The 21,746-nt window shown below is 73.4% G+C and carries 21 protein-coding genes; 10 read left to right on the forward strand and 11 right to left on the reverse strand.

All coding sequences use genetic code 11. From position 1 onward, the window contains the following. Positions 1-17: 17 nt before the first annotated feature. Positions 18-1,094 carry a Zn-dependent alcohol dehydrogenase gene (locus tag ACIPXB_RS12865; RefSeq protein WP_401448178.1) on the reverse strand — a complete coding sequence of 359 codons (1,077 nt, stop codon included), beginning with the start codon at positions 1,092-1,094 and terminating at the stop codon, positions 18-20. A gap of 94 nt (positions 1,095-1,188) precedes the next feature. Continuing rightward, positions 1,189-2,043 carry a MaoC/PaaZ C-terminal domain-containing protein gene (locus ACIPXB_RS12870; protein WP_401448180.1) on the reverse strand — a complete coding sequence of 285 codons (855 nt, stop codon included), beginning with the start codon at positions 2,041-2,043 and terminating at the stop codon, positions 1,189-1,191. 211 nt (positions 2,044-2,254) lie between these two features. On the opposite strand from ACIPXB_RS12870, the gene ACIPXB_RS12875 reads away from it, so the two are divergent. Then, complete coding sequence (locus ACIPXB_RS12875) at positions 2,255-2,608, forward strand: DNA-binding response regulator (protein WP_401448322.1); 354 nt, start codon at positions 2,255-2,257, stop codon at positions 2,606-2,608. A gap of 61 nt (positions 2,609-2,669) precedes the next feature. Here the strand turns inward: ACIPXB_RS12875 and ACIPXB_RS12880 are convergent, their stop codons facing one another. Both ACIPXB_RS12880 and ACIPXB_RS12885 read right to left on the reverse strand, forming a co-directional pair. Further along, entirely contained in the window at positions 2,670-3,857 is a 1,188-nt protein-coding gene (locus ACIPXB_RS12880) for a lipid-transfer protein (RefSeq protein ID WP_401448182.1), read from the reverse strand. A gap of 20 nt (positions 3,858-3,877) precedes the next feature. Next, positions 3,878-6,040: an acyl-CoA dehydrogenase gene (locus ACIPXB_RS12885; RefSeq protein WP_401448184.1), complete on the reverse strand. Its 2,163-nt coding sequence runs from the start codon at positions 6,038-6,040 to the stop codon at positions 3,878-3,880. Between the two features lie 127 nt (positions 6,041-6,167). Here ACIPXB_RS12885 and ACIPXB_RS12890 point away from each other — a divergent pair, with 127 nt between their 5' ends. From ACIPXB_RS12890 to ACIPXB_RS12900, 3 genes are read left to right on the forward strand one after another with little or no spacing between them, the layout of a single operon-like run. Next, a complete protein-coding gene (locus ACIPXB_RS12890) occupies positions 6,168-7,208 on the forward strand; it encodes a hypothetical protein (protein ID WP_401448186.1) in 1,041 nt (346 codons plus the stop codon). Between the two features lie 50 nt (positions 7,209-7,258). Beyond that, positions 7,259-8,257 (forward strand): hypothetical protein, encoded by a 999-nt coding sequence (locus ACIPXB_RS12895; protein ID WP_401448188.1) that lies wholly within the window; start codon positions 7,259-7,261, stop codon positions 8,255-8,257. Between the two features lie 14 nt (positions 8,258-8,271). After that, positions 8,272-8,805: a hypothetical protein gene (locus ACIPXB_RS12900; RefSeq protein WP_401448191.1), complete on the forward strand. Its 534-nt coding sequence runs from the start codon at positions 8,272-8,274 to the stop codon at positions 8,803-8,805. 42 nt (positions 8,806-8,847) lie between these two features. Here the strand turns inward: ACIPXB_RS12900 and ACIPXB_RS12905 are convergent, their stop codons facing one another. Further along, complete coding sequence (locus ACIPXB_RS12905; RefSeq protein WP_401448193.1) at positions 8,848-9,270, reverse strand: hypothetical protein; 423 nt, start codon at positions 9,268-9,270, stop codon at positions 8,848-8,850. 308 nt (positions 9,271-9,578) lie between these two features. Here ACIPXB_RS12905 and ACIPXB_RS12910 point away from each other — a divergent pair, with 308 nt between their 5' ends. The 4 genes from ACIPXB_RS12910 (at position 9,579) to ACIPXB_RS12925 (ending at position 13,472) form a co-directional block, all read left to right on the forward strand. Then, the gene (locus ACIPXB_RS12910; RefSeq protein ID WP_401448195.1) at positions 9,579-10,223 is read left to right on the forward strand and encodes a class I SAM-dependent methyltransferase; all 645 of its coding nucleotides are present in this window, start codon (positions 9,579-9,581) and stop codon (positions 10,221-10,223) included. Between the two features lie 101 nt (positions 10,224-10,324). Beyond that, the gene (locus tag ACIPXB_RS12915) at positions 10,325-11,371 is read left to right on the forward strand and encodes an N-acetylmuramoyl-L-alanine amidase (protein ID WP_401448196.1); all 1,047 of its coding nucleotides are present in this window, start codon (positions 10,325-10,327) and stop codon (positions 11,369-11,371) included. 95 nt (positions 11,372-11,466) lie between these two features. Beyond that, on the forward strand, positions 11,467-12,321 hold the full coding sequence (locus ACIPXB_RS12920; protein ID WP_401448198.1) for a DUF5336 domain-containing protein: 855 nt from the start codon (positions 11,467-11,469) through the stop codon (positions 12,319-12,321). Positions 12,322-12,461: 140 nt separating this feature from the next. Beyond that, positions 12,462-13,472, forward strand: coding sequence for an LLM class F420-dependent oxidoreductase (locus ACIPXB_RS12925; RefSeq protein WP_401448201.1), 1,011 nt, complete (start codon positions 12,462-12,464; stop codon positions 13,470-13,472). A 41-nt stretch (positions 13,473-13,513) separates the two neighbouring features. Here the strand turns inward: ACIPXB_RS12925 and ACIPXB_RS12930 are convergent, their stop codons facing one another. The 4 genes from ACIPXB_RS12930 to ACIPXB_RS12945 form a co-directional block, all read right to left on the reverse strand. Beyond that, positions 13,514-14,170 carry a hypothetical protein gene (locus ACIPXB_RS12930; protein WP_401448203.1) on the reverse strand — a complete coding sequence of 219 codons (657 nt, stop codon included), beginning with the start codon at positions 14,168-14,170 and terminating at the stop codon, positions 13,514-13,516. Positions 14,171-14,300: 130 nt separating this feature from the next. After that, the gene (locus ACIPXB_RS12935) at positions 14,301-15,386 is read right to left on the reverse strand and encodes a prenyltransferase (RefSeq protein WP_401448205.1); all 1,086 of its coding nucleotides are present in this window, start codon (positions 15,384-15,386) and stop codon (positions 14,301-14,303) included. Continuing rightward, positions 15,383-16,117 carry a class I SAM-dependent methyltransferase gene (locus ACIPXB_RS12940; RefSeq protein ID WP_401448207.1) on the reverse strand — a complete coding sequence of 245 codons (735 nt, stop codon included), beginning with the start codon at positions 16,115-16,117 and terminating at the stop codon, positions 15,383-15,385. Before ACIPXB_RS12940 ends, ACIPXB_RS12935 begins: the two co-directional genes overlap by 4 nt. 168 nt (positions 16,118-16,285) lie before the next feature. Then, on the reverse strand, positions 16,286-17,614 hold the full coding sequence (locus ACIPXB_RS12945) for a glycosyltransferase family 4 protein (protein WP_401448209.1): 1,329 nt from the start codon (positions 17,612-17,614) through the stop codon (positions 16,286-16,288). Positions 17,615-17,912: 298 nt separating this feature from the next. Between ACIPXB_RS12945 and ACIPXB_RS12950 the strand changes: the two genes are divergently transcribed. Next, a complete protein-coding gene (locus ACIPXB_RS12950) occupies positions 17,913-18,557 on the forward strand; it encodes a TetR family transcriptional regulator (protein ID WP_401448211.1) in 645 nt (214 codons plus the stop codon). A gap of 31 nt (positions 18,558-18,588) precedes the next feature. On the opposite strand, the gene ACIPXB_RS12955 is transcribed toward ACIPXB_RS12950, so the two are convergent. Together ACIPXB_RS12955 and ACIPXB_RS12960 are read right to left on the reverse strand one after the other, a co-directional pair. Further along, positions 18,589-18,822, reverse strand: a complete 234-nt coding sequence (locus ACIPXB_RS12955; RefSeq protein WP_401448214.1) for a ferredoxin — start codon at positions 18,820-18,822, stop codon at positions 18,589-18,591. Next, entirely contained in the window at positions 18,822-20,306 is a 1,485-nt protein-coding gene (locus ACIPXB_RS12960) for an aldehyde dehydrogenase (RefSeq protein ID WP_401448216.1), read from the reverse strand. The genes ACIPXB_RS12955 and ACIPXB_RS12960 overlap by 1 nt, the downstream gene beginning before the upstream one ends. A 307-nt stretch (positions 20,307-20,613) precedes the next feature. Between ACIPXB_RS12960 and ACIPXB_RS12965 the strand changes: the two genes are divergently transcribed. After that, positions 20,614-21,654, forward strand: a complete 1,041-nt coding sequence (locus ACIPXB_RS12965) for an MBL fold metallo-hydrolase (RefSeq protein WP_401448218.1) — start codon at positions 20,614-20,616, stop codon at positions 21,652-21,654. Positions 21,655-21,746: the final 92 nt, after the last annotated feature.

Raw genomic sequence — 21,746 nt, forward strand, 5'->3', positions numbered from 1 at the left:
TTTCGGAGTTGTCGGGGTCAGAGTTCTATGCAGGTGCGCAGGGCCACGCCGGTGCGCATCTGGTCGAGCGCGTCGTTGACCTCGGCCAGGTTCACCCGGTGGGTGATCAGGCCCTCCAGGTCGACGCGGCCCGCCCGCCACAGGGCGATGGTCCGCTCGTAGGACCGCAGGACGTCCCCGCCGCCGTACATGGAGGGCAGGATCCGCTTCTCGTCGAAGAACAGCGAGAACATGTTGATCTGGAAGTTGTCGTCGAGCGCGCCCGCCCCGACCACGCACACCGTGCCGCCGCGCCGGGTCATCTCGTACGCCGTCTGCGCGGTCGCCGACTTGCCGACGACCTCGAAGACGTAGTCGAAGCCCTCGCCGCCGGTGATCCGGTTCCTGGCGTCCCCGAAGGCATCCGGCGCCACCCCCTCCGTCGCCCCGAACCGCAGCGCCGCCTCGCGCCGCGACGCGACCGGGTCCACGGCGACGATCTGCGCCGCGCCCTGCACCTTGGCGCCCTGGATGACGGAGATGCCGACGCCGCCGCAGCCGATCACCGCGACCGACGAACCCGCCTGCACCTGGGCCGTGTTGATGGCCGCTCCCAGGCCGGTGGTGACACCGCAGCCGATGAGGGCGGCGATGTCGTACGGCACGTCGTCGGGAATCGGTATCGCGCAGGCGGCCGGGACCACCATCTCCTCGGCGAAGGTGCCGGTGCCGGCGAAGCCGAAGATGTCGCCGGTGCCGCGCCGGAAGTTGGGCGTGGCGACGTTGGCGAAGCTCTCCAGGCACAGGTGGCCCTGGCCGCGCCGACAGGCCGGACAGTGGCCGCACGGCGGCAGCCAGCACACGAGCACGCGGTCGCCGATCGCATGGCTCGTCACCCCGTCACCGACGTCGACGATCTCCCCGGAGCCCTCGTGGCCGGGGATGAACGGCGCGGGCTGCGGCAGCACACCGCTCATCGCGGAGAGGTCGGAGTGGCACAGGCCGGTGGCCTTGATGCGGATCCTCACCTTGCCGGGGCCGAAGCCCACGGTCTCCATGTCGTCGACGACTTCGAGCTTGTCCTGGCCTATCTCGCTCTGCAGTGCTGCGCGCACGGTGCGGCTCCTTGGTGTCGGTCGGTCTTGCGCGTGCTGCGGTGCTGTGAGCTGTGACCTGTGGCCTGTGACCTGTGGGCTGTGGGCTGCGTGCCTACGCGTGTTCGACGACGGTGTCGGCGAGGACCGGCGCGTCGTCCCGTTCGACCGCGGTCACCGACACCTGGACCCGGCCGGGCTCCTGCCACATCCGCATGCGCAGCGTCTCGCCCGGGAAGACGGTTCCGGCGAAGCGGGTGCGGTAGGCCCGGACCCGGGACACGTCCCCGCCGAGGACGGTGTCGACGACGGCCTTGAGGGTCATCCCGTACGAGCACAGGCCGTGCAGGATCGGCCGGTCGAAGCCGGCCAGCTTGGCGAACTCGGGGTCGGCGTGCAGCGGGTTCCAGTCCCCGGACAGGCGGTAGAGCAGGGCCTGCTCCTCGCGGATGAGCCGCTCCTCGACACGGTCGGGCTCCCGCGCGGGGAGGTCCTCCCTGACCGAGGGGCCGCGCTCGCCGCCGAAGCCGCCCTCCCCGCGTACGAAGATCTGCGCGTCGCTCGTCCACAGCGGGCCGTCGGCGTCGGCGACCTCGGAGCGCAGCACGATGACGGCCGCCTTGCCCTTGTCGTAGACGGCGGCGACCCGGGAGCGGGAGGTGGCCGACCCCTTGACGGGGATGGGCCGGTGGAGCTCGATGGAGTGGCCGCCGTGCAGGACGTTCGCCAGGTTCACCTCGATCCCGGGCGCGGCGAGGCCGCCCAGCATGGCCATGCCGGCGCCGGCGACGGTCGCGAAGCTGGGGAGCACGTGGAGCCTGGATTCGAGGGTGTAGCGCAGTTCGTCCAGGTCGGTGGCCGGCCGGCCCGCGCCGAGGCCGAGGTGGTAGAGCTGGATGTCCTTGTGGTCCCAGCCGATCTCACTGGTACGTGGATCGGCGGCGAGAGCCCTGGCGGCATCGATCGGCATTCGGATGCTGCTCCTTGTTCTGGGAAGACCTCGGTGCGGCCGTCCGCACCGTCGGCCGCACCGAGGTCGTCTACGGACCGGTTCTAGAACGCGTTCTAGCGCCGATGGGGATAGGTATAACGCACGCCCCGGTGGTTGTGAAGACTCCTGACACGACGTCAGATCACCGGTTCGGACACCGTACGGCCCTACTGTGGGGCAGGTGGACGAGATGCCGCGGGAGCACCGCACCGCCAAGGCCCTGCGGGTCCTGCTGGTCCCGCCGGACCCCGCCCTGGCGGTGCTGCTCGGCCTCCAGCCGGACATCGAGGTCGTACCGACGCCGGTCCAGCGGCCGCACGTGGCGCTGGTGGACTCGGTGGCGGCCGTCGCCGACGTGGCCGACCAGGCCCCGGAGTGCCGGACGCTGCTGCTGGCCGGCTCGGCGCACCCGGGCCTGTGGGACACCGCCCGGGCCGTGGGCGCGGCGGGCCTGGTGCTGCGGGACGGCCCCGTCGAGGACCTGGCCGACGCGGTCCGCCGCGCGTCGATGGGCGACACGGTGGTGGACCCGGCCCTGGGCTGACCGGGCGCCCGTACCCGTACCGGGGCGTCAGCGGCGCAGGAGCGTCAGCTGCGCAGCAGGGTCAGCGGCGCAGGAGCGTCACCACCGCCGCGCCGCCCAGGCCGATGTTGTGCGCCAGGCCCACCCGGGCGCCCGCCACCTGCCGCGGTCCCGCCTCGCCGCGCAGCTGCCAGACGAGCTCGGCCGCCTGCGCCAGCCCCGTCGCGCCGAGCGGATGCCCCTTGGAGATCAGCCCGCCGGAGGGGTTGACCACCCACCGCCCGCCGTACGTGGTGGCGCCGCTCTCGACCAGCTTCCCCGAGGCCCCCTCCTCGCACATGCCCAGCGCCTCGTACGTCAGCAGCTCGTTGACCGAGAAGCAGTCGTGCAGCTCGACGACGTCGACGTCCTCGATGCCCAGGCCGGAGGCCTCGTACGCGGCCCGGGCCGCCGCCCGCGACATCGGCCGGCCGACCACGTCGATGCACGAGCCGGAGTCGAAGGACGCGGCCGTGTCCGTCGTCATCGCCTGGCCGGCGATCTCCACCGCCTTGTCGTGCAGCCCGTGCGCGACCACGAACCGCTCGGAGACCACCAGCGCCGCGGCCGCGCCGTCCGAGGTCGGCGAGCACTGGAGCTTGGTCAGCGGCGCGTGGATCTCCTTCGCGGCCAGGATCTCCTCCACCGTGTAGACGTCCTGGAACTGCGCGTTCGGGTTGTTCGCCGAGTGCCGGTGGTTCTTGGCGCCGACCGCCGCCAGCTGCGCGGCCGTCGTCCCGTACCGCTCCATGTGCTCGCGCGCCGCGTTGCCGAAGATCTGCGCGGTCGGCGGCGACATCTCGAAGCCGTGCCCGGCCGCCATGATCCCGTAGTGCCGCGCCACAGGGGAGGTCTTGAAGTCCCCACCATCGGCGCCCCCGCCCAGCGCGCCCTTCTTCATCTTCTCGAAGCCCAGCGCCAGCACGCAGTCGCTGATCCCGCCCGCCACGAACTGCCGGGCCATCATCAGCGCCGTCGATCCGGTCGCGCAGTTGTTGTTGACGTTGTAGACCGGCACCCCCGTCAGGCCCAGTTCGTACGCGGCGCGCTGGCCGGCGGTGGAAGCCTGGAAGCAGTAGCCCACCGGCACCTGCTCGACCAGCCCGTAGTCCACCCCCGCGTCGGCGAGCGCCGCGCTCCCGGCCTCCTCGGCCATGTCCCAGTACTGCCAGTCCCGGGACTCCGGCTTCTCGAACTTCGTCATGCCGACGCCCACGATGTACGACTTCATCACTGTGCTCCCTGTGCCCTTCAGTCCCTGGGAAGGCCGAGGATCCGCTCGGCGACGACGTTGAGCTGGACCTGTGTGGTGCCCCCGGCGATGGTCAGGCAGCGCGACATCAGCATCCCGTGCACCGCCCGCTCCCCCGCCCCCTCGCACACCGCTCCCGCCGGCCCCAGCAGTTCGAGCGCGAGCTCGGCGGTCCGCTGCTGGTGCGGGGTCTGGACGAGCTTGCGTACGGACGCCCCCGCGCCCGGTTCCAGCCCCGACACCTGCTGGAGCGTGGTCCGCAGGCCGATGCAGGCCAGGGCGTGCGCCTCCGCCGCGAGCCGGCCGATCCGGGCCCGGTAGGCGCCGTCCAGGTCCGCCGAGCGGGCGATCAGCGCCTCCAGTCCGGTGTCGAAGGTCATCTGGTCGGCCATGTGGACCCGCTCGTTGCCGAGGGTGTTGCGGGCCACGCGCCAGCCGCCGTCCGCCGCGCCCACCAGGGCGTCGGCGGGCAGTGACACGTCGTCGAAGAAGACCTCGTTGAAGAGCGCCTCGCCGGTGATCTCCTTCAGCGGGCGGATCACGATGCCCGCCGACGCCTTCATGTCGACGACGAAGTAGCCGAGCCCCTGGTGCTTGGGCGCGTCCGGGTCGGTACGGGCGAGCAGGATGCCGAAGTCGGCGGTGTGCGCGGAACTCGTCCACACCTTCTGCCCGTTGATCCGCCAGCCGCCGTCCGCGGTCCGTTCCGCCTTCGTGCGCAGCGAGGCGAGGTCGGAGCCCGCGCCGGGCTCGGAGAACAGCTGGCACCAGGTGAGGTCCCCGCGCAGGGTCGGCAGCAGGTATCTCTCCTGCTGCGCGGGGGTGCCGTAGGCGAGCAGCGAGGGCACCACCCAGGTGGCGATCCCCAGGTCGGCGACCCGCACCCCGGCGGCCGCCAGCTCCTGCTGCACGACGAGCTGTTCCACGGGCCCGGCGCCCAGGCCGTACGGCGGCGGCAGGTACGGCGCCGCGTACCCGGTGGGCGCGAGCACCCGGCGGGCGGCGGCCGGGTCCAGGCCGCGGGCGTCCGCGATGACGGCGCGCGCCCGCTCCCGGTGGGTCTCGGCCTGCGCGGGCAGTTCCAGCCGCAGCTCGCGCCGGGCGCCGCCGGCGGCCAGCCGGACCGCTCGCGTCCGGTGCCCGTCGCCGGGCCCGAGCAGCTGGCGGGCGACCAGGGCCCGGCGCAGGTAGAGGTGGGCGTCGTGCTCCCAGGTGAAGCCGATCCCGCCGAGGACCTGGATGCAGTCCTGGGCGCAGGAGTAGGCGGCGTCCAGGGCGGTGCCCGCGGCGAGCGCGGCGGCGAGCGCCCGTACCTCGGGAGCCTCGTCGAGCGCCTGGACGGCGTCCCAGGCCAGCGCGCGGGCCTGCTCGACCCGCACCAGCATGTCGGCGCACAGGTGCTTGATCCCCTGGAACCGCCCGATGGGCCGGCCGAACTGCTCGCGCACCCTCGCGTAGGCGGCGGCGGTGTCCAGGGCCCAGGCGGCGGTGCCGCAGGCGTCGGCGGCGAACAGCGCGCACGCCGCGTCCCGTACGAGGGCCGCGTCCAGCGGCAGCAGCCGCCCGGCCGGTACGGCGACCCCGCGCGCCCGTACCTCGGCGGTGGGCCGGGTCGGGTCGGCGCTGTCGTGCGTACGGACGTCCAGGGCGGTGGCGTCGACGGCGAACCAGAGCGTGCCGTGCGCGGCCTCGGCGGCCAGCAGGACCAGGTCCGCCTCGCCGGCGCCGAGCACGGGCGGCGCCGTCCCGTCGAGCAGGTGCCCGCCGCCCTCCACGGCCACCGCGGTCATGCTCCCGGGCCCGAGTGCGACGGCCCCGATCCGGCCGCCGTCGCCGAGCCCCGCCACCAGCTCGTCCACGTCGGCGGTCCCCGCGCACCGGCCGAGCAGCACGGAGGCCAGCGCGCTGCCCAGGTACGGCCCGGGCAGCGCGCCCCGGGCGGCCTCCTCGACCACGACGGCCAGGTCGAGCAGGGTCCCGCCCTCCAGGTGCGGGGCGAGCAGCCCCTGTGCGGCGAGCGCGTCCCAGTAGGCGGGCCGGGTGCCGGTCCGCGGCGGGCCGTCGAGGAGCTTGCGCACCTCCTCGGGCGGCACAGCCCGGGCCACCCAGCCCCGCACGGCGTCCGCCAACTCCCGCTGTTCCGCAGTGATTCCGATGCCCATGGGGGTCCCCCGCCCGTCGCTCACGCCGTCGGTCGCGGGCCAGAGTAGAACACGTTTCATTCTGACGGAAGGTCAGAAGATGGCCGCCGGACCCGCCTACCCTGGCCCCCGGGGAGGGGTGGACGACATGACCGACGGCACAACCGGTGGCTCACCGGCCGACGGCACAACCGGTGGCTCACCGACTGGTGGCTCACCGGCCCGGGGCACCCAGCGCGGCGTCCTGGGCCGGGCGCTGATCACGCTGGGCTGGACCCTGCGCGTGACGGGGACGGTCGCCGCCTTCAGCGGCAACGCGGTGTACCAGTCCTTCGGGCCCGGCGCGGACGACGGCGGGACGCTGCCCTGGTGGGGCGTCCTCCTGACCGCCCTCGCACTCGCGACCGTCGGCTGGTGGGTCTTCGACCGCGGTACGCACCTGGTCCGGCGGGGCAAGCAGCACCTCACCCCGGTCATCACCGCGTTCGAACAGCTCGCGGGCGAGCCGTACGTCCTCTACCTGCGCCCCTTCGCCCTCGATCCGGGGCTGTCCGCCCCCGTCCCCGAGCCGGGGTTCTACACCCGCGCGCCCTTCGAACTCCCCCAGGTGACCCAGGAGGAGTTCCTGGTCCGGCAGGTCGCCCGGCTCGGCCGGGTCATCGCGGTGGGGCAGCCGGGCGAGCGGCTCCCCCTCCTCGGGGCCGAGCGCGGCTACCTCCCCCTCGACGACTGGCAGAACACGGTCGCCACCCTGATCCGGGGCGCCCACGTGGTCATGCTGTCGGCGGCCCCCGGGCCGGGCACCGTCTGGGAGTTCACCGAGGCCGTCCGCACCGTCCCGCCGGACCGGCTGCTGCTGCTCGTCTGCACCGGGCCCGTGGTCTACGACCTCTTCCGCGACCGCGCCGCCCGCGCGTACGCCGAACGGCGCACCGCCGACTGGCCGCCCCTGCCCGAGCTGCCGGACTGGCCCGCGCCGGGCCCGCCGGGGAAGGGCCGGACGTGGGAGTACCCGCTGCGGGGCGTCATCTCCTTCGACCAGGCCTGGCAAGCGACCTTCACCCCCTTCGAGGTGTCCGTCCCTGCCCTGCGCTGGGGCTGGAGCACCCGCCGGAAGGTCCGCGAGCGGCTGGAGCCGGTACTCGCCCCGCTGGCCGCCCTCCCCGGCAGCGCGCCGCGACGGCCGTGAGCGCGAGCAGGGGCGCGAGCAGGGGCGCGAGCAGGGGTGCGAGCAGGGGCTTGGGCGCGGGCTCGGCGCCCCGTCTCCGCCGCGGCGCGCGGGCCGGCACCGGGCACGCCCTGGTCCTCCTGGGCCACGCCCTGCGCGTACTCGGCATCGCCCTGCTGGGCAGCGGGGGCTTCCTGCTCCACCTGGCCCTGCGCGGACAGCAGCTGTCGCCGCTGGCGCTCCTCCCGGTCTTCCCCGCGATCGTCCTGGCCGGCGCGCTCGCCCTCGTCGGCGGCTTCTCCGCCCTCGTCCACGGCAAGCGGCTGCGCGCCCCGGTCATCACCTCGTTCGGCGGGCTCCGCGGCACGTCGTACGTCCTCTACCTGCGCCCCTTCGCCCTCGACCGCCCCCTGGCCGCGGCCCCCGGCGGCGCTCCCCGCGGGTCCTTCCGCTCACCCTTCGAACTGCCCGGGCTGACGCAGGAGGAGTTCCTGGTCCGGCAGTTCGACCGGCTCGGCCCCGTCGTCGCCGTCGGACAGCCCGGCGAACGGCTGCCCCTGCTCGGCGCGCGCCGCGGCTACCTGCCCCTCGACGACTGGCAGGCCGCGGTGAGCGAGCTGATCTCCGGCGCCCATGTGGTCATGCTGTCGGCGGCGCCGGGGCCGGGCACCGTCTGGGAGTTCACCGAGGCCGTCCGCCTCACCCCGCCCGACCGGCTGCTCCTGCTCATCACGTCCGGCCCCGTGGTCTACGACCTCTTCCGCGACGCCGCCGCCCGCGCGTACGCCGACCGGCGCGCCGCCGACTGGCCGCCACCGCCCCGGCTGCCGGACTGGCCCGCGGCCGACGCGCTCGCCCTTCCGCGGGACGGGGGATGGACGTACCCGCTCGAAGGCGTCGTCACCTTCGACCGGACCTGGCGGGCGACGTTCACCCCCTTCCGCCCGGCCGCTCCCCGGGTCCGCTGGATCTGGTCCGTGCGCCGCCTCGTCCGGGCCGAACTGGAACCGGTCATCGGCCCGTTGGCCGCGCTGCCGAGACGCCCTCCCCGATCCGCCCGGAAGCCCTGACACGAAGGAGGCCCATGGGAAACCCTGTGCCCATGGACTCCCTCGACGACAAGCTGTGGAACCAGCAGGTGGGCCCGGCCGCCTACGCGGACACCGGCGAGAAGTACCAGGCGGCGATCCTGGAGCAGTACAAGACGTACATCGAGATGGCCGACCGGATCAGCAGCCGCCGCAACCTCGCCAACACCTTCTTCCTGTCGCTCAACTCCGCCGTGGCGGCCACCATGGCGGCCCTGGCCGGCCCCGAGGGCGGACAGGTCCCCTTACCGGTGGCGCTGGCGACCCTGGTGGTCCTGCTGACGCAGTGCCTCACCTGGTTCGTGATGGTGCGCTCCTACCGGCAGCTGAACGCCGCCAAGTTCGAGGTGATAGGCGCCCTGGAGAAGAAGCTCCCGGCCTTCGTCTACTCCCGCGCCGAATGGTCCCTCCTCGGCGAGGGCCGCGACTGGCGCCGCTACCTCCCCCTGACCCACGTGGAACAATGGGTCCCCCTGATCTTCGCCACCGCCTACCTGGTGGGCTTCCTGGCGCTGAGGGCCGCCCCGTAAGGATCTGCCGGGCTCGGGGGGCGCGCGTCTCCCCGGCCCGGTTCAGCGGGGGACTTCGTCCCAGGCGGTGCGGGCCAGGCGCTTGGCGTCCGCCTCACAGGTCGCCGGCGGGTGCTGCGGGCCGCGCAGGATCACCTTGACCGAGAGGTTGCCGTCGCGCACCGCCAGCCCGCAGGTGATGTCGTCCATCTCCGCCGTGGACGTCAGCCAGTACGCCTCGTCCCCGAACCCCACGACCGTCGCCCGTGACCCCTGGGGCAGCTCGCCGGCGAAGAGCGCCCGCTGCGCCGCCGTCGCGTCGCGGGCACCGCCGTCGCCGAACGTCAGGTACCAGTCGATCCGTTCGGCCGGCTCCCGCGGGGTGGCCGTCCCGTACCAGGTGCAACTGGTGTATGTCCGCTCGGTGTTCTCCCCGTGGTAGACGCTGTCCATCTTGAGGTTCGCCAGCGGCAGCAGCCCTGACATCACCGGGCACGGCTCCAGCCTCCGGTACCGCCCGGCAACGACCGTCGGCTGTACGGACGGGCCGCTCGACGTCGTCACCGCCCCGCCCGCCTCGCGGCCGCCCTCCCCCTGCGGCGGATCGGGATCCTACCGAGAGCGGCCTCGCCCAGGTGGTGATGGCGGCCGAGTCCACCGTAAAGGCGGGCCCACCGGGGGTTCGTGGAGTCCCGCACCGTGCCCGGAAGGTGGCGGACACCCCGGGGGTGACGACGACCCGGTGGTAGGGCAGCATGGGGCCGCCCGTACCACGTCCCACCGCCGGAGACACCATGGCCGCCACGCCCAAGCCGCAGACCCTCGCCGCCTTCGAGGCCGCGAAGGGGTTCATGCCCGTACGCGAGGGGCTGGCCCTGTACGAGGCGGCCGCCGACGCGGCGCGGCTGGGGCTGCCGCTGCTGGAGGTCGGCACGTACTGCGGGCGTTCGACCATCCTGCTGGCCGACGTCGCCCGGGAGGCGGGCGTCGCCGCGATCACCGTGGACCACCACCGCGGCAGCGAGGAGCAGCAGCCGGGCTGGGAGTACCACGACCCGTCCGTCGTCGACCCCGAGATCGGGCTGATGGACACCCTGCCCACCTTCCGCCGGACCCTGCACCGGGCCGGGCTGGAGGAGCACGTCGTCGCGATCGTCGGGCGGTCCCCGCAGGTCGCGGCCACCTGGGGCGGTCCGCTCGGCTTCGTCTTCATCGACGGCGGGCACACCGACGAGCACGCCACCGGGGACTACGAGGGCTGGGCCCCGCACGTCGCCGAGGGCGGCACGCTCGTCATCCACGACGTGTTCCCCGACCCGGCCGACGGCGGGCAGGCGCCGTACCGGATCTACTGCCGCGCGCTGGCGTCCGGCGCCTTCGAGGAGGTCGCCGTGACCGACTCGCTGCGCGTGCTGCGCCGTACCGGCCCCGGGATCTGACCGCGGTGCACGGCGTGACCCGCGGGGCGCGCCACGCCACACGCGCCCCCGGATGGAGCAGGATCCGGACGCCGGGCATGTCGTCGGATTAGCATCGCGACGTGCCGTACGACGAGAGCCCCCCGCCGCCGCCCGAGTCCACCTCCTCGGTCGACCCCGACCGCCCCTGGTTCGCGCGCCGCTCCACCCTGACCGTGGCCGTCGCCGCCCTCGCCCCGACCGCGCTCGCCGGCTGGGTGCTGGTGCAGGTGCTGTCCGGGACCGGTTCCGCCGGGGCGTCCGCGCCCCAGGTGCCGCCGCTGCCCGCGTCGGCGCAGTCCCCCCAGCAGCCGTCCGGACCCGCCCCGTCCTCCCACGGGGACGCGAAGGCCAGCGGGGAGCCCACGCCCGGTACGACCGGGGCGGGCGCCCCGGTCACGCCCACCGCGCCGGCCGCCCCCGCCCCGGCGACACCGGCGGCGCCGGTGGCCAAGGGGCCCCTGTCCGGCAAGGTGGTCGTGGTCGACCCCGGTCACAACGTGGGCAACTTCCAGCACGCCCGCGAGATCAACCAGCAGGTGGACATCGGCACGAACCGCAAGGAGTGCGACACCACCGGCACCACCACCAACTCCGGTTACAAGGAGGCCGACTTCACCCTCGACGTCTCCCGCCGGCTGCGCACGGCCCTGGAGGCGCAGGGCGTGAAGGTGGTCTTCACCCACGAGGCCGACCGCCCGTGGGGCCCCTGCATCACCGAGCGGGCCCGCATCGGCAACGAGGCGAAGGCGGACGCGGTGGTCTCGGTCCACGCCGACGGCTCCTCCGCCGGCAACCGCGGCTTCCACGTCATCCTCCCGGCCCGGGTCAAGGGCGGGGCGGCGGACACCGCGAAGATCGTGGGCCCGTCGAAGGAGCTGGGCGAGCGGATCGCGGGGAACTTCACCCGGTCCACCGCTACGGGGCCCTCCAACTACGTAGGCGGCGGCACGGGCTTGGTGGTCCGCGACGACCTCGGCGGCCTCAACCTGTCCACGCAGCCGAAGGTCTTCATCGAGTGCGGCAACATGCGGGACGCCAACGACGCGGCCCTGCTGATGGATCCGCAGTGGCGTCAGAAGGCGGCGCAGGGCATCGCGAACGGCATCATCGGTTTCCTGGGCGGGTAGCGGAACGGTTGTCGTCACGGGCCCGGCGCCCTCGGGCCGGGAATCTATCCGTACGATGGTCCCCGCCCGCGACCGAGACCGAGAAGGACATCCAAGTGAACATCCGCTCCCTCACTCGAGGCGACGGCGTGGTGATCGGAGCAGCGGTGCTGCTGTTCATCGCGTCGTTCCTCAACTTCTACTCCGTCGAATGCGGCGGCGTCCCGGCCTGTGAGGACCGCATCCCGAACGCGTGGGACACGGACGCACTGAACATCGTCCTCCCCTCGATCTTCCTGGCCGGCCTGATCGGCGCGGGACTGATCGTCGCGACCCGCTTCCTGCCCGAGTCCCGCAGGATCGGCGGCCTCGCGCTGGCCGGCTGGGGAACCGGAATCTCCGTGGCGGCGGCCTGGTCCGCGCTGTGGGCCCTGATGACCGGCCCGGACGGCGCCGACCTCGGCGCCGGGTCGATCCTGGCGTTCCTGTCCACCCTGGTGGTGGCCGGTGTCGCCGTCTTCGGGCCCAAGGTCCCGGCGCTGGCCGGACCGCTGCTGCCCACGCCGGCCCCGCAGGCCGTCCCGCCGTACGGGGGCCAGCCGCAGCCGGGCGCCGGGTACGGCTACCCGGGCGCCACCGGCGGCGCCCCGTCGCCGTACGGCACCACCCCGTCGCCGGTCCCGCCGTACGGCGGCACCCCGACCCCGACCCCGGCGCCCGCACCGGGCCCCGGCCCGCAGGACCCCGCCCAGCCGCCCGCTCCGGCGGCCGACTTCGCCCCGTTCTGGTTCGCCGTCCCGGTGGCCCGCCCCCTCTTCCCGGAGGACGGCTCCCCCACCCCGATCGCCGAGCTGGCCCCGGGCACGTGGTACCTCGCGGTCGACCAGCGCGGTCCGAGCACCCTGATCGCCCAGACCCAGGACGGCCGCCGGGGCGTCCTGAACGACACGTCGGGCATCCAGCGCGGCTGACGGCGCCGACGCACGACGCAGGACGCGCGACGCAGGACGCAGGACGCAGCGGCCCCCCGCCCTTCCGGGCGGGGGGCCGTTGCCCTACAGTCACCTGACGCACCGTCAGAACTGACCGCGCCGGCCTCGGAGGGCACGCCATGCGCCTAGGACTCGCACTCGGCTACTGGGGCCGCGCCCCCCACCCCGGCCACCTCGACCTGGCCACCGCCGCCGAGGACCTCGGCTACGACTCCGTCTGGACCGCCGAGGCCTGGGGCTCCGACGCCTTCACCCCGCTGACCTGGATCGCCGCGCACACCTCACGGATCCGGCTCGGTACCGCCCTCGCCCAGATGGCCGCCCGTACGCCCACCGCCACCGCCATGCACGCGCTCACCCTCGACCACCTCTCCGGCGGCCGCATGATGCTGGGCCTGGGCCTGTCCGGACCGCAGGTCGTCGAGGGCTGGTACGGGCGTCCGTTCCCCGCCAGCCCCCTCACCGCGACCCGCGAGTACGTCGACGTCGTACGCCAGGTGCTGCGCCGCACGGCCCCCGTCGCCCTGGACGGCCGCTTCCACGGCCACCCCTACCGCGGCGCGGACGGCACCGGCCTCGGCAAGCCCCTCAAGCCGATCACCCATCCCCTGCGCGCGGACCTGCCGCTGCTCCTCGGCGCCGAGGGGCCCAGGAACATCGCCCAGACCACCCGCATCGCGGACGGCTGGCTGCCCCTCTACTGGTCACCCACCCGTACCGACGTCTACCAGGCCTCCCTCACGGACCTCCCCGACGGGTTCATGATCGCGCCGATGGCCCGGGCGATGGTCTGCGACGACGTCGCCGAGGGGCTGCTGCCGGTCAAGGCGATGCTCGGCTTCTACATCGGCGGCATGGGCCACGCAGCCCGCAACTTCCACGCCGACCTGATGGCCCGCATGGGCTACGAGGACGAGGCCCGCCACATCCAGCGGCTGTTCCTCGACGGCCGCAAGGAGGAGGCGGTCCTCGCCGTCCCGGACGCCTTCGCCGACGAGATCTCCCTGGTCGGCCCGCGCGAGCGGATCGCCGAACGGCTGGAGCTGTGGCGGGCCGGCCCGGTCACCGACCTGCTGGTCACCGCCCCGGACCCGCACACGCTGCGGGTCCTGGCGGAACTCAACAGCTGACCGGCCCGCGCCCGGCTGCCGCGCCCGGCTGCCGCGCTCCGTCAGCCGCCGGTGAGCTGGGAGGTGCTGGGCACCTTGTCCGTCACCGGGGCGCCCGCCGACTTGCCGGCCTCCTTGACCCCGCTGATGACGTCCTCGAAGGAGCTGATGTCGGCGTCGCCGGCCTCACCCTTGCGGAGCTTCGTACCGAGGCCCTTGAGCGCCTCGATGCCGGCCGTCAGCGGGGCCACGGCCTTCGACAGCAGCGGGTCGCCCTGGGCGTTGGCGATGGCGGCCTTCAACCGGTTGTAGGCGAAGGCGCCCGCGAGTCCCGCCTTGATGAGCGCGAACGTCCGGCCCTGGGCGCCCTTCTTGAACTTGCCGTCGCGGTACGGCTTGACGATCCACTGGTACGTCGCCCCGGCCGCGAGCCCGGCGTTGGCGACGAACCGCGCCTTGGCGAACTTCTGCTTCTCGGCCGTCGTGGTCGGCGTCGGCTCGACGGCGGCCTCCAGCGCCTCCATCGCCGCCGTCTCGGCCGCCATCGCCTGCCGGGCGGCCGTCACCGAGGCCTCCTCGGCCCTGGTCGCGGCGGTGTCCGCGGCGGCGCCGGCGCCGCCGCCGTTCGTACCGCAGGCGGTGGCGCCGGCCAGCAGCGCGCAGGACACGAGCAACGCCGTGAGGCCACGGCGGAATCGGGTGGTCGTGGGGAAGGACACGGTTGCCTCCGGGGACTGAGGTGTCCCCGGCAGCCTCACCCCGGTGCGGGCACTGCGCCACTCGGGGGACCCATTCGGGTTCCCTCCCCCCTCCCGGCGCCGCCCGCCCCGCCTCGCCCCGCCTCGCCCGCTAACAGCAGTCCGGGTCCAGCCCCTTCGGCAGCTCCAGCCCGCCGAACACGGCGGTCGTCGCCTCGTCACCCCCGAGCGCCGCGACGGCCAGCAGCAGCGACCCGGCCGTCCACGTCGTCTGCTCGACCGGCCACACCGCCTTGTCCTCGAAGACGTAACCCGTCCAGTACATGCCGTTCTCGGCCCGCAGGTGCGTGATCGAGCGCAGGATCTCCAGCGCCCGGTCCGACTCCCCCATCGCCCACAGCGCGAGCGCCAGCTCGCAGCTCTCGCCGCCCGTCACCCACGGGTTCGGCAGCACGCACCGCACCCCGAGGCCGGGGACGACGAACTCGTCCCAGCGCTCCTCGATCCGCGCCTTCGCCGCCACGCCGGTCAGCGCCCCGCCCAGGACCGGGTAGTACCAGTCCATCGAGTACCGGCTCTTGTCCAGGAACCGCTCCGGGTGCCGCCGGATCGCGTGCCCCAGCGCGCCGGCCGCGAGCTCCCAGTCCGGCTGCGCCTCCTCGCGGTGGTCGGCGATCGCCAGCGCGCAGCGCAGCGCCTGGTGGATGGACGAGGAGCCGGTCAGCAGCGCGTCCGTGACCGGCGTGCCGTCCGCGTCCGCCTCCCGCTTCCAGCCGATCTCCCCGCCCGGCTGCTGGAGGCCCAGCACGAACTCGACGGCCGCGTAGACGGCCGGCCACATCCGGTCGAGGAAGGTGTCGTCGCCGGTCGCCAGGTAGTGGTGCCACACGCCGACGGCGATGTACGCGGTGAAGTTGGACTCCTTGCCCGCGTCCTGCGGCCGCTCGGTGTCCACTCCGTCGGGCCCGTCGGCGTACGCGGCGTACCACGACCCGTCCGGGTTCTGGTGCCGCGCCAGCCACGCGTACGCCCGCTCGGCCGCCGCGTGCTCGCCGGCCGCGTCCAGGGCCATCGCGGCCTCGGTGTGGTCCCACGGGTCCAGGTGGTGGCCGCGGAACCACGGGATCGCCCCGTCGGCGCGCTGCGCGGCCAGGATGCCGGCCACGGTCCCGGCCGCCTGCTCGGCGGTCAGCACCCCGTCCAGGACCAGGTGCTCCGTACGCCCGGGCGAGCTCACTGCGCCGCGCCGACGGGGAGGTGGGGCTTGGTCGCGTACGCCACGAAGCTCTTGCCGATGAGCGGGTTCAGCGCCTGCTCGGCGACCCGCGTGGCCAGCGGCTTCTTCATGATGTCCCAGACCAGCAGCTTGTGGTACGCGCGGACCGGCAGCGCCTTGTCGTTGTCCACGCCGAACGCGCACTTGAGCCACCAGTACGGGGAGTGCAGCCCGTGGGCGTGGTGGGTGCCGTACGGCCGGAGGCCGGCCTGCCGCATCTTGCCGAGCAGCTCGTCCGCCTTGTAGATGCGGATGTGGCCGCCCTCGACCTCGTGGTAGGCGTCGGAGAGCGCCCAGCAGATCTTCTCCGGCCCGTAGCGCGGCACGGTGATGGCGATCCGTCCGCCCGGCTTCAGCACCCGCACCATCTCGGCGAGCACGCCCTTGTCGTCCGGGATGTGTTCCATGACCTCGGAGATGATCACGACGTCGAAGGAGTCGTCGGGGAAGGGCAGGGCCAGCGCGTCGCCCTCCATGGCGGTGGCGGTGGCACCGGCCGGGGCCTCACCGGCCTCCTTCATCGCGGCGAACCACTTGGCGACCTCGCGGATCTCCTCACCGTTGCGGTCGAGGGCGACCACCTGGGCACCGCGCCGGTAGCACTCGAAGGCGTGCCGGCCGGCGCCGCAGCCCAGATCGAGCACACGGTCTCCGGCGGCGAGCGGGAACCGGGAGAAATCGACGGTCAGCACGGGGTCCTGCCTTCGCGGTCAAGGGGGTGAGGGTGGTGCGGGAGCTGCGCGGAACGCCGGCGGGGGCGGCGGTACGGCAGGTACGACGGGGTTGACGGGTACGACGGGGTTGACGGGCATGGCGGGTACGACGGGTGGCGCATCGGGGAGGTGTCCGGTCCGGCCGGCTCAGCTGGTTCTGGCGGAGCGGGCGTCGGCCGCCGCCGTACGGGCGGCGATGGCGGCGCGGTAGCGCGCGACGGTGCCTTCGGCGGCCTTGGCCCAGGTGAAGTTGGCCAGTACCCGTTCACGGCCGGCGGCGCCCAGCCGGGCGCGCAGCTGCTCGTCCGCGAGCAGCCGGCCCAGAGCGGTGGCGAGGGCGCCGGCGTCGCCGGGCGGCACCGCCAGGCAGGTCTCCCCGTCCCGCCCGCTGACCTCGGGGATCGCGCCGCCGGTCGTGGCGACCAGCGGGGTTCCGGTGGCCATGGACTCGGCGGCGGGGAGCGAGAAGCCCTCGTACAGGCTGGGGACGCAGGCGACCTGCGCGCTGCGCACGAGGTCGACGAGCTCGGAGTCGCTGATGCCCTTGACGAAGCGGACGGCGTCCTGGAGCCCGTACGTCTCGATGGCGCGGGCGACCGGCCCCTTCTCGGCGCGCTTGCCGACGACGACGAGGTGGGCGCCGGGCTGCTCGGTGCGCAGCTTGGCGAGGGCCTCGACGAGGTGGACGAGTCCCTTCAGCGGTACGTCGGCACTGGACGTCGTGACGATCCGGCCCGGCACCTCCGCCACGGAGGCGTCCGGCGACCACAGGTCGGTGTCGGCGCCGATGTGGACGACGTGGATGTTGTCGAGGGAGACGTCGAGGTCGTCGGCGATCTCCTGCTTGGAGGAGCCCGAGACCGTCAGCACGGAGGGCAGCCGGCCCGCGACCCGCTTCTGCATGCGGGTGAAGGCGTACCAGCGGCGCACCGAGGCCCGCTTCTTGCGGTCCTTGGCGGCTTCGAGCTCCAGCTTGCGGTCGACGGTGATGGGGTGGTGGATCGTGGTGACCAGCGGGGCGCCGAGGTCGGCGAGCAGGCCGTAACCGAGGGTCTGGTTGTCGTGGATGACGTCGAACTCACCGCGCCGGGCGCGCAGATGACGGCGGGCGCGGAGAGAGAAGGTCAGCGGCTCGGGGAAGCCGCCGGTCCACATGGTCGCGACCTCCAGCACGTCGATCCAGTCGCGGTACTCGTCGCGTGACGGTGTGCGGAAGGGGTCGGGCTGGCGGTAGAGGTCCAGGCTCGGGAGCTCGGTGAGCGTCGCGCCGGTGTCGAGCACCGGATAGGGCTGGGCGCCGATCACCTCGACGGAGTGCCCGAGGCGGACGAGCTCGCGCGAGAGGTGGCGGACGTAGACGCCCTGACCGCCGCAGAACGGGTTCCCCTTGTAGGTGAGGAGTGCGATGCGCAACGGGCGGTCGCCGTCGGTGGCGGAACCTGGGAAAGGGCTCGTCACCATGGCCTCAGCGGACACTCTCGGCCCCCTTCTCACTGCACTTTCGCCGGAGCGTAACCGCTCGGATAATCTAGAACAAGTTTCAGACTTGATCCGTCCAAGGGCATTGAATCTACCGGCCGGAAACCACACCGTAAGAGGCGTGGCAGGTGATTCGCGCCACGGCCGCAGCGCCTGCCATGCTGGCTGGGGCAGGATTCCGGTGATCGGCGGAACGACCTGACACGGAGCACTTCAACAGCACTTGGCAGCACTCACGGCACTCACGTCACCTCAGCACCTCGCGATACGACAGAAACGCCACGGAACGGGACACATGACAGCGGAAGCCAAAGCCGTCACCACCCCGGCGTCCCCGCCGCTGACGGAGCGGCAGGAGGCACGGCGCCGCCGGATCCTGCACGCCAGCGCCCAACTGGCCAGCCGGGGCGGCTTCGACGCGGTGCAGATGCGCGAGGTCGCGGAGTCGTCGAGCGTGGCGCTGGGCACCCTGTACCGCTACTTCCCGTCCAAGGTGCACCTTCTGGTCGCCACCATGCAGGACCAGCTCCAGCACATGCACACCACGCTGCGCAAGCGGCCGCCGGCGAGCGAGGAGCCGTCGGCGCGGGTCGCGGAGACCCTGATGCGCGCCTTCCGCGCCCTCCAGCGCGAGCCGCACCTGGCGGACGCCATGGTCCGCGCGCTGACCTTCGCCGACCGCAGCGTCTCGCCCGAGGTGGACACGGTCTCCCGGCTGACCACCGCGATCATCCTGGACGCGATGGGCCTGGACGCCCCGCCCACGGCCGAGCAGCTCTCGGCGGTCCGCGTGATCGAGCACACCTGGCACTCGGCCCTCATCACCTGGCTGTCGGGCCGCGCCTCGATCGCCCAGGTCAAGATCGACATCGAAACGGTCTGCCGCCTGATCGACCTGACGTCGCCGCCCCCACCGGATTCGACCGGAACCCGCCGGTAGGTCGCCGGTAGGCGAGGGGCTTCGGCGGGCCTCACTCCTCCGGTGGGAACACCGCCTCGCCGCTTCCCAGCAGCGTGATCATGATCGCCTCCACCGGGCAGCCCTCCGCCGCCGTCAGGACCGGTTCGTTCGCGTCCGTCTCCGGGGTCACCGGGTGGGACTGCCGGGCGGAGTCCAGGGCGAAGCCCGACGGGGCGTGGTTCACGCACATCCCCGATCCGATGCACACGCCCCGGTCCACCTCGACGTGCCAGCGGTCCCCCATCAGACGCCCGCCCCGGAATCCCCGGCAGGAGCCTCGTACCCGTTCGGGAGGCAGATCATCTTGTGCTCCAGGTACTCGCTCAGGCCCTCCGGCCCGAACTCCCGGCCCACACCACTGTTCTTGTAGCCGCCGAAGGGTCCCAGCATGTCCAGGCTGAAGGTGTTGACGTTGAAGACGCCCGTGCGCACCTGCCGTCCGAAGTCGATGCCGCGCTCGACGTCGCCCGTCCAGACGCTGCCGCTGAGGCCGAAGTCGGAGTCGTTGGCGATGCGCGCCGCCTCCGCCTCGTCCCCGTACGGGATCAGGCACACGACCGGGCCGAAGATCTCCTCGCGGGCGATGCGCATCGAGTTGTCGACGTCGCCGAAGAGCGTCGGCTCGACGTACCAGCCCTGCTCCTGGCCCGCCGGGCGGCCGCCGCCCGTGAGGACCTTCGCGCCCTCGTCCTGCCCGATCTTGATGTAGTCGAAGGACCGCTGCTGCTGCCGCTTGGCCACCAGCGGTCCGAGCTGGGTCGCCGGGTCCATCGGGTCGCCGACCACGAGGGCGCCGGCCGCGGCGGCGAGGGCCTCGGCCACCTCGTCGTAGCGGCTGCGCGGCGCGAGGACGCGGGTCTGGGCCACGCACGCCTGCCCGTTGTTCATCCAGGCCGCCGGCACGATCCCCGCCACCGCGGTCTCCAGGTCGGCGTCCGGCAGGATCACGGCGGCCGACTTGCCGCCCAGTTCCAGGGTGACCCGGGTGAGGTTGCGCGCCGCGACCTCCATCACGCGCTTGCCCGCCGCCACGGAACCCGTGAAGGCCACCTTGTCGACGCCGGGGTGCCCGACCAGGTACTCGCTGACCTCGCGGTCGGCGGGCAGGATCGACAGCACCCCCTCCGGCAGCCCGGCCTCCTTGGCGATGTCGGCCAGGATGAAGGAGTCCAGCGGCGACTCCGGCGACGGCTTGAGGATGACCGTGGAGCCGGTGAGCAGCGCCGGCGCGAGCTTGGCCGCGGCCACGAACTGCGGGACGTTCCACGGGATGACGGCCGCGACCACGCCGACCGGCTCGCGGCGTACCAGGATCGGCCCGAGCACGCCCTGGCGGTGCTCCTCGTACGGGTAGGCGCGCGCCACGGTGATCGCGGCGTCGTAGACCATCATCGGCCCGAGGGCCTGGGCGAGGACGGACCAGGAGTAGGGGGAGCCGTTCTGCGAGCTGATCGACCGGGCGATCTCCTCGTGCCGGACGGCGATGGCGTCCTTGATGCGGGAGACGACGGCGATCCGCTCGTCCAGGGTCATACGGGGCCACGGGCCCTCGTCGAAGGCCTTGCGGGCGGCGGCGACGGCACGGTCGACGTCGGCGCGCGAGGCGTGCGGGACGCGTCCGATGACCTGCTCGGTGTGGGGCGAGACGATCTCGATCGTCTCGCTGCCCAGCGGATCCGCCCATTGCCCGCCGATGAACAGTTGTCCGTGTTCCACGAGCTCGGTCATGGCTGAGGCCTCCTGCGGCTGCGAACGCGAGCGACACCGACACGCCCTGAGGGTGCTTCAGAACCGGTGGGCTGAAGCGCCTGCGAGCTGAAGAACTGATACCAGTTCTAGTTCCAGGAGTCCACGGCCCGGACACAAGGAGGGGCGGGTGGGCTGGACTTCGCCGAGCTCGCGATCGGACGGCCGGTCAGATGGCGGCCGAGATGGTCGACTTGGGCTACCAATGGAACGAGTTCTCGTTACAGTGGCCGCAACCGATGCCGGCAACCGGCCTTCCGCCGCGAGCCGGCGCAGACAGGGGGCCCGCATGCCAGAGACAACCGACCACGGCGGAGGCGTCCGCGGTATCAAGGTGCCCATCCCCGACAACCCGCTCGGGCACACCCTCGTCCACGTCCTCGACACCGACCTCGGCCCCGTCCTCATCGACACCGGCTGGGACGACCCCTCCTCCTGGGACACCCTCGTCGCCGGTCTGACCGCCCTCGGCACGGACGTCGCCGACGTCCACGGCGTGGTCATCACCCATCACCACCCCGATCACCACGGCCTCTCCGGCCGGGTCCGCGAGGCCTCCGGTGCCTGGATCGCCATGCACGCCGCCGACACCGAGGTCGTCGTCCGCACGCGCGCGGCCGAGCCGGGTGTCTGGTTCGACTACATGGCCGAGAAGCTCGCCGCCGCCGGCGCCCCCGAGGAGCACGTCGGCCCGTTGCGCGCCGCCCGCCGGTCCGGGCGGCTGCGGACCCTGCCCGGGCTGAGCGCCGCCGTACCCGACCGGGAGATCGTCCCCGGCGAGCTGCTCCCCCTCGCCGGCCGCCGGCTGCGCGCGATCTGGACGCCGGGCCACACGCCCGGCCACGTCTGCCTGCACCTGGAGGAGCGGCATCCGGCGGACCTGCCCGGCAACGGCCGCCTGTTCTCCGGCGACCACCTGCTGCCCGGCATCTCCCCGCACATCGGCCTGTACGAGGACCCGACCGACACCCGGGTCACCGACCCCCTCGGCGACTACCTCGACTCCCTCGAGCGCATCGGCCGGCTGGACCCCGCCGAGGTGCTCCCGGCCCACCAGTACGCGTTCACCGGCGCCCCTGCGCGGGTGCGCGAGCTGCTCGGCCACCACGAGGAGCGGCTGCGCGGGCTGTGGGCCCTGCTCGCCGCCGAGCCGCTGACGCCGTGGGGGCTGGCCGAGCGGATGGAGTGGAACCGTCCGTGGGAGCAGATCCCGTACGGCTCGCGCACCATCGCCGTATCGGAAGCGGAGGCGCACCTGCGGCGGCTGGTGAAGCAGGGGCGCGCCGAGGCCGTACCGGGGACGGACCCGGTGACGTACCGCGCGCTCTGACCGTGGCGGCGGTGGCCGTGGCGGTGGCCGTGAGCGGACGGTGGCGGTGGCGGTAAGGGATGCCCCGGGCCGCCGCCCCCGGCCCGTGGAGC

Origin of the sequence: Streptomyces sp. NPDC090022, from assembly GCF_044748145.1 — a bacterium.
Classification (GTDB): Bacteria; Actinomycetota; Actinomycetes; order Streptomycetales; family Streptomycetaceae; genus Streptomyces.